Annotated in this window: 11 protein-coding genes; 9 read left to right on the top strand and 2 right to left on the bottom strand. The window is 64.2% G+C overall.

Features of this window, described 5'->3' with window-relative positions; translation table 11 throughout:
- Positions 1-13 precede the first annotated feature (13 nt).
- From AC5WEY_RS14570 to AC5WEY_RS14560, 3 genes are read left to right on the top strand one after another with little or no spacing between them, the layout of a single operon-like run.
- Positions 14-916, top strand: a complete 903-nt coding sequence (locus AC5WEY_RS14570; protein WP_442971000.1) for an ABC transporter ATP-binding protein — start codon at positions 14-16, stop codon at positions 914-916.
- A 2-nt stretch (positions 917-918) separates the two neighbouring features.
- Positions 919-1,713, top strand: a complete 795-nt coding sequence (locus tag AC5WEY_RS14565) for an ABC transporter permease (protein ID WP_495646360.1) — start codon at positions 919-921, stop codon at positions 1,711-1,713.
- A 55-nt stretch (positions 1,714-1,768) separates the two neighbouring features.
- The gene (locus AC5WEY_RS14560; RefSeq protein WP_495646359.1) at positions 1,769-2,785 is read left to right on the top strand and encodes a COX15/CtaA family protein; all 1,017 of its coding nucleotides are present in this window, start codon (positions 1,769-1,771) and stop codon (positions 2,783-2,785) included.
- Positions 2,786-2,850: 65 nt separating this feature from the next.
- On the opposite strand, the gene AC5WEY_RS14555 is transcribed toward AC5WEY_RS14560, so the two are convergent.
- Positions 2,851-3,222 (bottom strand): hypothetical protein, encoded by a 372-nt coding sequence (locus tag AC5WEY_RS14555; RefSeq protein ID WP_057478801.1) that lies wholly within the window; start codon positions 3,220-3,222, stop codon positions 2,851-2,853.
- A 136-nt stretch (positions 3,223-3,358) separates the two neighbouring features.
- On the opposite strand from AC5WEY_RS14555, the gene AC5WEY_RS14550 reads away from it, so the two are divergent.
- Positions 3,359-4,324 (top strand): quinone oxidoreductase family protein, encoded by a 966-nt coding sequence (locus AC5WEY_RS14550; protein WP_495646358.1) that lies wholly within the window; start codon positions 3,359-3,361, stop codon positions 4,322-4,324.
- A 23-nt stretch (positions 4,325-4,347) separates the two neighbouring features.
- Here AC5WEY_RS14550 and AC5WEY_RS14545 read toward each other — a convergent pair whose 3' ends face one another.
- A complete protein-coding gene (locus tag AC5WEY_RS14545; RefSeq protein ID WP_057478799.1) occupies positions 4,348-5,355 on the bottom strand; it encodes a heme o synthase in 1,008 nt (335 codons plus the stop codon).
- A gap of 416 nt (positions 5,356-5,771) precedes the next feature.
- Here AC5WEY_RS14545 and tkt point away from each other — a divergent pair, with 416 nt between their 5' ends.
- From tkt to pgl, 5 genes are read left to right on the top strand one after another with little or no spacing between them, the layout of a single operon-like run.
- Positions 5,772-7,871, top strand: a complete 2,100-nt coding sequence (gene tkt, locus AC5WEY_RS14540; protein WP_495646357.1) for a transketolase — start codon at positions 5,772-5,774, stop codon at positions 7,869-7,871.
- A 3-nt stretch (positions 7,872-7,874) separates the two neighbouring features.
- Positions 7,875-8,999, top strand: coding sequence for a transaldolase (gene tal, locus AC5WEY_RS14535; RefSeq protein WP_495646356.1), 1,125 nt, complete (start codon positions 7,875-7,877; stop codon positions 8,997-8,999).
- A 6-nt stretch (positions 9,000-9,005) separates the two neighbouring features.
- Complete coding sequence (zwf, locus tag AC5WEY_RS14530) at positions 9,006-10,562, top strand: glucose-6-phosphate dehydrogenase (RefSeq protein WP_057478688.1); 1,557 nt, start codon at positions 9,006-9,008, stop codon at positions 10,560-10,562.
- Complete coding sequence (gene opcA / locus AC5WEY_RS14525; RefSeq protein ID WP_495646355.1) at positions 10,559-11,467, top strand: glucose-6-phosphate dehydrogenase assembly protein OpcA; 909 nt, start codon at positions 10,559-10,561, stop codon at positions 11,465-11,467. Before zwf ends, opcA begins: the two co-directional genes overlap by 4 nt.
- The gene (pgl, locus tag AC5WEY_RS14520; protein WP_495646354.1) at positions 11,460-12,206 is read left to right on the top strand and encodes a 6-phosphogluconolactonase; all 747 of its coding nucleotides are present in this window, start codon (positions 11,460-11,462) and stop codon (positions 12,204-12,206) included. The genes opcA and pgl overlap by 8 nt, the downstream gene beginning before the upstream one ends.
- Positions 12,207-12,404 lie beyond the last annotated feature (198 nt).

The raw sequence follows: 12,404 nt of genomic DNA, 5'->3' as shown, positions 1-12,404 counted from the left end.
ACGTGTCGTACAGCTGAACGACGTGCGCAAGTCGTACGACGGCGTCACCGCGGTGGACGGCCTCAGCCTCGATATCGGCCCCGGCGAGGTCCTGGCGCTCCTCGGCCCGAACGGTGCAGGCAAGACCACCACCGTCGAGATGTGCGAAGGCTTCGTCGTCCCCGACAGCGGGTCGGTCCGCGTCCTCGGACTCGACCCCATCGCAGAGTCGGCGCAGCTGCGGCCGCGCATCGGCGTCATGCTCCAGGGCGGCGGCGCGTACCCCGGTTCCAAAGCCGGTGAGATGCTCGAGCTCGTTGCGTCGTACTCGGCCGATCCGCACGATCCGGCTTGGCTGCTCGACTGCCTCGGTCTGACCTCGGCTGTGCGCACCCCGTATCGACGCCTCTCCGGCGGACAGCAGCAGCGCCTCGCGCTGGCATGCGCCATCGTCGGACGTCCAGAACTGGTGTTTCTCGACGAACCGACTGCCGGTCTCGACGCACAAGCCCGACTGCTGGTCTGGGAGCTGATCGATGCACTGCGGCGAGACGGTGTGGGCGTGCTGCTCACGACGCATCTCATGGACGAGGCCGAGCAGCTGGCGGATCGGTTGACGATCATCGACAACGGCCGGGTGGTGGCGTCGGGTTCGCCTTCGGAACTGACCAAACAGGGTGCCGAGGGCCAACTGCGCTTCACCGCTCCCCCTGGACTCGAACTCTCGATGCTCGACGCGGCGCTCCCCCCGGGGTACGTACCGTCGGAACCGACGCCCGGGTCGTACGTGGTGTCGGGTGTCATCGAGCCGCAGATATTGGTGATCGTCACGTCCTGGTGTGCGCAGCAGGACGTACTGGCCACCGAGTTGCAGGTCGATCAGCGCCGTCTCGAGGACGTATTCCTCGAACTGACCGGTAGAGAATTGAGGAAGTGACGGTGCGCAGAGAAGCCCGGCTCGCCGACAACCGATTCGAGACAGGTCTGTTCGCGCCTCGTCCGCAACCGGCCTCGGCGTCGCGAATGCTGTTGGCGCAGACCCGCCTCGAACTGAAGTTGCTGCTACGCAACGGCGAACAGTTGCTGCTGACGATGTTCATCCCGATCACGTTGCTCGTCGGTCTCACTCTGCTGCCGTTCGGTGCGCTGGGCGACGACCGAGTTGGGCGAGTGGTGCCTGCGGTGATGATGGTGGCCATCATGTCGACGGCGTTCACCGGTCAAGCCATTGCGGTCGGTTTCGACCGTCGCTACGGCGCGCTCAAGCGACTCGGTGCAACACCGCTTCCGCGCTGGGGAATCATCGGCGGCAAATCCGCGGCCGTAGTGATCGTCGTGATCTTGCAGTCGATTCTGCTCGGCTCCATCGGCGTCGCTCTCGGTTGGCGTCCGACCGCCACGGGCCTGTTGCTCGGAGCCGTGATCATCGCTCTCGGTACCGTCACCTTCGCCTCCATGGGATTGCTGCTCGGCGGCACGTTGCGGGCGGAGATCGTATTGGCGCTGGCGAACATCGCCTGGTTCGTGATGCTCGGTATCGGCAGCGCGGTCTTCGTCGACGATCAGATTCCCCAGGGCGTGCAGAACGTGGCACGCATCGTTCCGTCCGGGGCACTGGGTGAAGCCCTGAGCCGAGGCGTCGCGTCGTCCTTCGACGTGTTCGGCGTGGTCGTGCTGCTGGTGTGGGCCGCAGTGTGCAGCACACTTGCGGTCCGCACATTCAAGTTCACCTGACGCAGGCCGACTACCCAACGACGCTGTGTAGTTGTTCGGCGTTTACCATCGTGGTGTGCTGTACAGAGCGTTCTTGCGCGTCGTCGATCTCTTCCCTCTGCCGTCGCTTCGGGTGCAGCGAATTCTGGCGTTCGTCGCGATCGTCACCCAAGGCGGCATCGCCGTCACCGGCGCAGTCGTGCGAGTGACCGGGTCCGGGCTGGGGTGCCCCACCTGGCCGCAGTGTTTTCCCGGCAGCTTCACTCCGGTCGGAGTGTCCGAGGTCCCGGTGCTGCACCAGGCCGTCGAGTTCGGCAATCGACTCCTCACCTTCGTGGTGGTGCTCGCGGCCGCCGCCGTAGTCATTGCGGTCACCCGCGCACGTCGTCGCCGCGAGGTGCTCTTCTTCGCGTGGCTGATGCCACTCGGCACCGTTGTGCAGGCAGTGATCGGTGGATTCACCGTGTTGACCGGACTGCTGTGGTGGACGGTCGCAGTTCACCTCATCGTCTCGATGGCCATGGTCTGGTTGGCCACGCTGCTGTACGCCAAGGTGGGCGAACGCGATGCGGCATCCGAATCGACCCCCACCGTCCCCGCTGCGCTGCGCGCTCTCGTCGGACTGTCCGGAGTTGCTCTGACCGGTGTGCTGATCGCGGGCACGATGGTGACCGGGGCCGGTCCGCACGCAGGCGACAAGAGCATCCAGGAACCCGTGCCGCGTCTCGGAATCGAGATCGTGACCCTCGTCCACGCGCATTCCCAGTTTCTGGTCGGCTACCTGGCCTTGTTGGTCGGGCTGGGCTTCGCGCTGTACGCGGTGCATGCGCCGAATTCGGTCAAGCGTCGGTTGCACGTTCTGATCGTGCTGGTACTCGCGCAGTCTCTGATCGGACTGGTTCAGTACTTCACCGGTGTTCCTGCAGTTCTCGTTGCCTTCCACGTTGCCGGAGCAGGCGCGTGCACTGCTGCAACTGCTGCGCTCTGGGCCGCCTGCCGCACCCGCGGCCCGGTCGAGACCGCGCGCGTCACTTCGAACGAGGTGAAGGGGCAGCCGACCTCCCCCTCAGATGGCCGACTGCCCCTCCACTGACTTCGACGCATCGGGTTCCGAAACGGTTCCCGCCAGATCGAACAAATTTGGCGAAGGTCTTTCGCTCAGACGATTGCCTGGTTGCGGGCCTTGGGGAACTTCTTCTGACGTGCGACCCAACCGGCCATCTTCTCGTAGTGGCCCGGTGCCGGGTTGACCGAACTGACCAGCTCGCGGTCCCATTCGGCCTCGGTCAGTTCGTCGAACTCGTCGACAACCGCTTTGGCAATGGCCTGAGTAGCAACCACCTGATCACCGAGCACCCCGTCGGCACCGACCATGGTGAGCCGCGTGCCGGCTCGACCGATGGGCTGGATAACGACCTGTGCAGCGTTTCCGTGATCTGCAAGAAAACCTTTCACTGCCGCCAGCGTTCCCTTGGGAACATCGTCGGACGTGTTCTTCTCGATGCCTGCGCTGTCGATTTCGGTAGCCATGCAGACACGATACCGAGGTGGTACACGCTACCTGCATCGACCCATCGAGTCGTTACTGATCAGTAACTTGACTGGGTCACCCGTGACGACCGCATCCGCGTGCCGTGCCACCGGCACCCCGTGTAGAACAGAGTTCATGCGTGCCATTCGAGTAGACAACACCGGCGGTCCCGAGGTTCTGAAGGTCGTCGATGTGCCGATACCGACACCTGGGCCTACTCAGCTCCTGGTTCGTACCGACGCCATCGGTATCAATTACATCGATACCTATTTCCGCCGTGGCCTGTACCCACGCGCGCTGCCGTACGTTCCCGGCGACGAAGGGTCGGGGCTGATCGATCAGGTCGGCTCGGACGTCACCGGTTTCGCTACGGGAGACCGCGTCGCGTGGGCTGCGGCACCGGGTAGCTACGCCGAGTACGTGCTGGTCGACGCCTCCTCGGCCATCGCCGTTCCGGACGGCGTTGCGTCGGATCAGGCCGCGTCGGCGCTCCTACAGGGTATGACGGCGCACTATCTGATCGAATCCACTTACCCCGCCCAGCGGGGTGACACCGTGCTCGTCCACGCCGGAGCAGGCGGCGTGGGATTGCTCTTGACACAACTCGCAGTGGCCAAAGGTGTGAACGTGATCACGACGGTGTCCACGGACGCGAAGGCCGAACTCTCGAAACGGACCGGTGCAGCACACGTGCTCAGGTACGACGAGGACATCGCCGCACGCGTTCGCGACATCACCGACGACGAAGGCGTGCACGCGGTGTACGACGGCGTCGGGAAGGACACATTCGAAGCCAGCATGGCGTCGCTCCGGATCAGGGGCACTCTGGCCCTGTTCGGTGCCGCCAGCGGTCCGGTACCGCCTCTGGATCCGCAGCGTCTCAACGGAGCGGGTTCGCTGTTCCTGACCCGGCCCACGCTCGCGCATCACATCCGGGACCGAGCCGAACTGGAGTGGCGGGCCGGTGACGTATTCGAAGCGATGGCGAGTGGAGCGCTCACGATCCAGGTGGGTGCGCACTACGCACTCGACGATGCGGCGCAGGCCCACATCGATCTCGAGTCGCGCAAGACGACCGGGTCCATCGTCCTGATTCCCTGATCAGGCTCGCGGCGGGCGCTCGCTCAGGAGAAGATCTGAGCGAGCGTCTGCCAGCCGAGTACGGAGTCCACAGCAAGGCCGCAGAACACCAGGGCCAGGTATTCGTTGGAAAGAATGAACAGCTTCAGCGGTTTTACCGGGGTTCCGGCTCGAACTCCCGCGTACAGGCGGTGCGCCACCACGAGGAACCATGCTCCCGAGGCCACGGCGACTACGGCGTAGATGACGCCCGAACCCGGTGCCAGCGCGAGAGTGGCCGCGACGGTCGCCCATGCGTAGAGCACGATGTGCTTGGTGACTTTGGTTTCGGAGGCAACTGCGGGCAGCATCGGCACGTTCGCGGCTTGGTAATCCTCCTTGTAGCGCAACATCAGCGCCCAGGTGTGCGGCGGTGTCCACAGAAAGATGACCAGGAACATCACCAGTGCCTGCCAGCCGATTGTGCCGGTCACTGCGGACCAACCGATCATCACCGGCATGCAACCGGCCGCGCCACCCCACACCACGTTCTGCGATGTGCGCCGCTTGAGGATCAGGGTGTAAACGAAGATGTAGAAGCAGATCGTGACGACCGCGAGCACGCCACTGAGCAGATTCGTCGTGGCCCACAACCAGAAGAACGAGAACACGCCCAGGACGAGCCCGAAGACCAGAGCATGCGACACCGGCATGGCACCACGGGCGAGCGGGCGCTTCTCGGTGCGCTTCATCACCTTGTCGATGTCGGCGTCGACCACCATGTTCAAGGTGTTTGCACTGGCCGCGGCCAGCATGCCACCGAAAAGCGTGGTCAGAATCAGCCACGGATCGACGTGACCGCGGTCGGCCAGCAGCATCGCGGGGATGGTGGTCACGAGGAGGAGCTCGATGACGCGTGGCTTCGTCAGTGCCACGTATGCAAGGAGGAGAGCGAGCGCTCGACGCGGGGCGGACGTCACCGGTGCGACCTCTGCGGGCTCACCCTGATCGTCGGCTCCGAATCCGGGGCCGCCTGCGAATCCGTGTCCGCCCGGCTGCTGCCCAATTCGCACTGCGTCTCCTCGCACGACTGTCATTCTCTGGCGCTCGGCCACTTGCTCACGCGCCACCGGCACGCGGGTTCACTTTGCAGACGACCATGGACGCCAGCGCGCACGTTCGATCGCCGCGATCCTGAAATCTTCCACTGGAACCGACGTACGTGCGCCTACTACACACGATGGTAGACGGCAGGGTTTGCACCTCCAATTCGCAGGGCACCCAAAGTGGGGAAATACGTCGTCTGCGAGTAACCCGCGTGCAATCGGCCGGGGGAAGGCACGACAGTAGGGTCGGACAGAACTAGGCTGGTGGAGGACGTCCTTCGGCACCGACCGTGTGCGCGCTCAACGCAGGCGCACGACAGTCGCGGCCGAGCGACGAACTCCACAGAGCCACAACTCGAACGAATGTCAGGAGATTTCTGCTCGTGTCGATCACAGACGATATTGACGTCCTCACCACGGCGCACCACCCGAGCGACTGGACGGACCTGGACACCCGAGCGGTCGACACCGTTCGTGTTCTGGCAGCGGACGCAGTGCAGAAGGTCGGCAACGGCCACCCCGGAACCGCGATGAGCCTGGCTCCCCTCGCCTACACCCTCTTTCAGCGCACCATGCGTCACGATCCCACCGATTCCCACTGGATCGGGCGCGACCGGTTCGTGCTCTCGTGCGGACATTCGAGCCTGACCCTCTACCTACAGCTGTACATGGGCGGCTTCGGACTCGAGCTCGCCGACATCGAGGCGCTGCGTACCTACAAGTCGAAGACTCCCGGACACCCGGAGTTCCGTCACACCGACGGCGTCGAGATCACCACCGGCCCGCTCGGTCAGGGACTTGCCTCCGCCGTCGGCATGGCGATGGCTGCTCGCCGCGAACGCGGTCTGTTCGATCCCGAACCCGCACTCGGGGAGAGCCCGTTCGATCACTTCATCTACGTGATCGCCTCCGACGGTGACATCGAGGAAGGGGTCACGTCCGAGGCTTCGTCCCTCGCCGGCACTCAGCAACTCGGCAATCTGATCCTGTTCTACGACGACAACAAGATCTCGATCGAGCACTCGACCGACATCGCTCTGTCCGAGAACACCGCTGCCCGTTACGAGGCCTACGGCTGGCACGTGCAGGTCGTCGAGGGCGGCGAGAACGTCACCGCGATCGAAGAGGCCATCGAGGCGGCCAAGGCCGTCACCGACAAGCCGTCGATCATCGTGCTGCGCACCATCATCGGCTTCCCGGCCCCTACCATGATGAACACCGGTGCCGTCCACGGTGCGGCGCTCGGCGACGAAGAGATCGTCAAGGTCAAGCAGGCTCTCGATTTCGATCCCGCCAAGACCTTCGAGGTCACCGACGAGGTGATCGGTCACACCCGCAAACTGCAGGAACGTGGCCGCACGGCCCACGCCGAGTGGACCACCCAGTTCGACGCCTGGGCCGCACGCGAGCCCGAGCGCAAGAAGCTGCTCGATCGCCTCACCCAGGGCACGCTGCCCGAGAACTGGACCGACGTTCTCCCCACCTGGGAGCCCGGCAGCAAGGCCGTCGCCACGCGTGCGGCGTCGGGTGAGGTCCTCAACGCGGTCGGCCCGGTTCTGCCCGAGCTGTGGGGCGGCTCCGCCGACCTCGCCGGCAGCAACAACACGACAATGAAGGGTGCCAAGTCCTTCGGCCCCACGTCGATCTCCACCGACGACTGGGACGCCGAGCCGTACGGTCGCACGCTGCACTTCGGTATTCGTGAGCACGCGATGGGCGCCATCCTGTCGGGCATCGTCATGCACGGTCCGACCCGTGCGTACGGCGGCACGTTCATGCAGTTCAGCGACTACATGCGGCCGGCCGTCCGGCTCGCGTCGCTGATGGACATCGATCCCATCTACGTGTGGACCCACGACTCCATCGGACTCGGCGAGGACGGTCCGACGCATCAGCCGGTCGAACACCTCGCGGCGCTGCGGGCAATCCCCAACCTTTCGGTCGTGCGTCCGGGTGACGCCAACGAAACCGCATTCGCATGGCAGGCGGTGCTCGCCAAGTCCAGCAGCAGCGGCCCCGTCGGGCTCGCACTGACGCGTCAGGGCATCCCGATCCTCGACGGCACCAGCTTCGAGGGTGTCTCGAAGGGTGGATACATCCTCGTCGAGTCTTCCAAGGCAACGCCGGACGTCGTGCTGATCGGTACCGGCTCGGAACTGCAGTACGCCGTCGAAGCGCAGAAGCAGCTCGAGGCCCAGGGCATTGCCGCCCGAGTGGTGTCGATGCCCTGCGTCGAGTGGTTCGAGAGCCAGGATCAGAACTACCGCGACCAGGTCATCCCGCCGACCGTCAAGGCGCGCGTGTCGATCGAAGCCGGCATCGCCATGCCGTGGTGGAAGATCGTCGGCGGCTTCGGCGAAATCATCTCGCTCGAGCACTACGGCGAATCTGCGGATGCTGCAACACTTTTCCGTGAGTTCGGCTTCACCGCCGAGGCCGTCTCCGCAGCCGCTCAGCGCTCCATCACCAAAGTGAAGGGATAGTCCATGACCCAGAACAAGAATCTCGCAGAGCTCTCCGCAGCCGGCATCTCGGTGTGGCTGGACGACCTGTCTCGTGACCGCATCCGTTCGGGCAACCTGAAGGACCTCATCGACACCAAGAGCGTCGTGGGGGTGACGACCAACCCGTCGATTTTCCAGGCCGCCTTGAGCAAGGGCGACGCCTACGACGAGCAGGTCACCAAGCTGGCCGGCGAAGGTGCCGACGTCGAGACCACGATTCGCACCGTCACGACGGACGACGTCCGCGAAGCGTGCGACATCCTGATGCCCCAGTACGAGGCCAGTTCAGGCGTTGACGGCCGCGTGTCCATCGAGGTCGATCCCCGCATGGCACACGACGCGGACAAGACGTACGAGCAGGCCGTCGAGCTGTGGAAGATCGTCGATCGACCGAATCTGCTGATCAAGATTCCGGCGACCGAAGAAGGCATTCCCGCCATCGCCAAGGTCGTCGGCGAGGGTATCAGCGTCAACGTGACGCTGATCTTCTCCGTCGAACGCTACGAACTGGTGATGAACGCCTACCTCGAAGGTCTGGAGAAAGCGCGAGCAGCCGGTCACGATCTCGACAAGATCCACTCGGTGGCGTCGTTCTTCGTCTCCCGCGTGGACAGCGAGATCGATTCCAGGCTCGACGCGATCGGCACGCCGGATGCAGAAGGGCTCAAGGGCAAAGCCGCGCTGGCCAACGCTCGTCTCGCCTACGTGGCGTACCAGCAGGTCTTCGAGGTCGCTCCTCGCTTCCGCGAGCTCGTCGGCAGCGGCGCGCGTCCGCAGCGTCCGCTGTGGGCCTCGACCGGCGTGAAGTCCGACGCGTACCCGGACACCATGTACGTCACCGAGCTCGTGTCGCCGAACACGGTGAACACGATGCCGGAGAAGACCATGGACGCGGTGGCCGATCACGGTGAGATCGTCGGCGATACCGTCTCGGGCAAGGGACCGGAATCGCAGGAGATTTTCGATCGCATCTCGGCACTCGGGATCGACATCACCGATGTCTTCTTGACGTTGGAAAACGAGGGCGTGCAGAAGTTCGAGTCGGCCTGGAACGAATTGCTCGAGGCCACCGGCGAGCAACTTCGCCAAGCAGGTCAGAAGAGCTGACCGACTGTGCCCACCGCAGAAACCGAACCTCTCCATTCAGCGGACTGGCTCAACCCACTCCGCGACGCACGAGACAAGCGGCTCCCCCGCATTGCGGGCCCGTGCAGCATGGTCATCTTCGGAGTGACCGGTGATCTCGCGCGCAAGAAGCTCATGCCTGCGGTGTACGACCTGGCGAACCGGGGGTTACTCCCCCCCGGTTTCGCCTTGGTCGGATTTGCCCGGCGGGAATGGCAGAACCAGGACTTCGCGAAGATCGTGCACGATTCCGTTCGCGATCACGCGCGCACTCCGTTCAGCGAGGAGGTGTGGAACACCCTCGCCGAGGGATTCCGGTTCGTTCAGGGCACGTTCGACGACGACGCAGCGTTCGACGAGCTGTCGCGAACACTGACCGAACTGGACGAAACTCGTGGCACCGGCGGCAATCACGCCTTCTATCTGTCCATCCCACCGAGCGCATTCCCCGTCGTTCTCGAGCAGCTGTCGCGGTCCGGCCTGGCTCAGAGCAAGGACGGCAACTGGCGTCGTGTGGTGATCGAGAAGCCGTTCGGCCACGACCTGGAGAGCGCAAAAGAGCTCAACGCGGTCGTGAACCGCGTGTTCCCCGAGGACACCGTGTTCCGCATCGATCACTACCTGGGCAAGGAGACGGTGCAGAACATTCTGGCGCTGCGCTTTGCGAACCAGTTGTTCGATCCGATCTGGAATGCGCACTACGTCGACCACGTTCAGATCACGATGGCCGAGGACATCGGATTGGGCGGTCGCGCAGGGTATTACGACGGCATCGGTGCCGCCCGTGACGTCATTCAGAATCACCTTCTGCAACTGCTCGCCATCACGGCGATGGAAGAGCCGGTCAGCTTCAACCCCAAGGAGTTGCAGTCGGAGAAGATCAAGGTGCTCTCGGCTACCAAGCTCGCCGAGCCCCTCGATCGCACGTCGGCTCGCGGTCAGTACTCCGCAGGCTGGCAGGGCAGCCAGAAAGTGAAGGGGCTCAAGGAGGAAGAGGGATTCGACTCCGAGTCCAACACCGAGACCTACGCCGCCATCACTCTCGAGGTGGATACGAGACGGTGGGGCGGAGTGCCGTTCTACCTTCGCACCGGCAAGGCGCTCGGTCGCCGAGTCACCGAGATCGCCATGGTGTTCAAACGCGCGCCGCACCTGCCGTTCGACGCCACGATGACCGAAGAACTCGGTCAGAATGCGTTGGTCATCCGAGTCCAGCCCGACGAGGGCGTGACGATGCGCTTCGGCTCGAAGGTTCCCGGATCCAGCATGCAGGTGCGGGACGTTTCCATGGACTTCAGTTACGGCCAGGCGTTCACCGAATCCTCGCCCGAGGCATACGAGCGTCTCATTCTCGATGTGTTGCTCGGTGAGCCCTCGCTGTTCCCGGTCAACGCCGAGGTCGAACTGTCCTGGAAGATTCTCGACCCGATTCTGGACTTCTGGGCGTCGGGTGGCACCGCGGAACCGTACGAAGCCGGTACCTGGGGTCCCTCCTCGGGTGACGAGATGATGCAGCGCACCGGACGCGAATGGAGAAGGCCGTGATTGTCGACATTCCCGCCACCACGACGGCCGAGGTCGGCAAGAAGTTGGTGGAGGTTCGCGAGGCAGGCGGCGCAGTCACCATCGGACGCGTGCTGACCTTGATAGTCGCCAGCCGCGACCCGGCCAAGGCCGAGCGGGCGATCGACGCAGCGAACGAGGCGAGCCGCGAGCACCCGTGCCGCGTCATCGTGCTCATCCACGGCGACCGATCGGCCGAGTCCAGCCTCGACGCACAGATCCGCGTCGGAGGTGACGCGGGTGCATCGGAGGTCGTAGTACTGCGGCTCAATGGTGAACTGGCCGATCACGAGCACAGTGTGGTGATCCCGTTCCTGCTGCCCGACACTCCGATCGTGGCATGGTGGCCGGACGAAGCACCGGCTGTTCCCGCTAAGGACCCGTTGGGACGCTTGGCGATTCGACGTATCACCGATGCCACGAATTCGCCCGACACGACGGCTGCGATCAAGGGACGGCTGAGCAGCTACACCGAGGGCGACACCGATCTCTCATGGAGTCGCATCACGTACTGGCGCGGCCTGTTGGCCACGGCCCTGGACCAGGCTCCGTTCGAGGCCGTCGTCTCGGCAACGGTCTCGGGACTGGCGGAGGAGCCTGCACTCGACATCTTGGCCGGTTGGCTTGCCGCGAAACTCGACGTTCCGGTGTATCGCCGAGCGGGTGAGCTGAAGGTGGAACTGATGAGAGAGACCAGCATCATTTCGCTGACGCGCCCGCAAACCGGTAAGACCGCAACGTTGCGGCGCACCGGTCAGCCCGACGCCGAAGTTGCACTGGCCCGGCGCAACACTCGAGAGTGCCTGGCCGAGGAACTGCGCAGACTCGACACGGACGAGATCTACGAACTTGCCCTGCACGGATTGTCGAAAGTGAGCTATGAGTAAAACGTCGATCCTTCAGTACCTGGACGCGCAGGCCTTGGTCGATGCTGCACGATCTCGATTCGTCGAGGTCGTCACGGCCGCGCAGGCCGACCGGGGCTCGGCTTCGGTGGTGCTCACCGGCGGTGGCACGGGAATTGCGTTGTTGGAGGCGCTGCGCCACGATTCCGGATCGATCGACTGGGGCAAGGTCGACATCTTCTTCGGCGATGAGCGATTCCTGCCGTCGGGTGATCCTGAACGCAACGAGGTGCAGGCCGCCGAGGCTCTGCTCGACCACGTCGACGTTCACCCGGATCGAGTGTTCCGGATGGCTGCGTCCGACGGACCACACGGAAGCGATCCCGAGGTAGCGGCAGCGACGTACGCGCAGATCCTCCATTCGCGTTCCGAGGGAGAGCCGACACCTGCATTCGACATCCACCTGCTCGGTATGGGAGGCGAGGGTCATATCAATTCGTTGTTCCCGCATACCGATGCCGTGCGTGAACAGCATCGCTACGTTGTCGCGGTCGAGGACTCCCCCAAGCCTCCGCCCGTACGAATCACACTGACGCTGCCTGCAGTTCGCCGCGCACAGCACGTATGGCTGCTCGTATCGGGAGCGAACAAGGCCGATGCTGTCGCAGCCGCGGTAGGCGGGGCAGATCCGGATGAGGTCCCGTCGGCCGGTGCACTGGGTACCGAGTCGACAGTGTGGTTCCTCGACGCCGGCGCAGCGTCCAAGCTGGACACGGTCTGATCTACCCGTTCAGCTGGGTTCGGCAGCGTCGGGGTCACATCTCGGCCGATTGCCCTCGTACTCACTGACGCCCCAGGTACGACCTGTCGTCGAGTGACCGATCCGCCTACCGTTCGCGCGGTAGGCGGATCCGTCGCGCCAGGCATCGGTGTCGTTGCTGCACTGCCTCATACCTCGTTGGACGCGACCGACCGCCGA

The sequence above is a fragment of the Rhodococcoides sp. S146-33 genome (genome assembly GCF_059489205.1).
The sequence above is the reverse complement of the archived record's forward strand: the minus strand, read 5'-3'. Positions and strand labels throughout refer to the sequence as shown.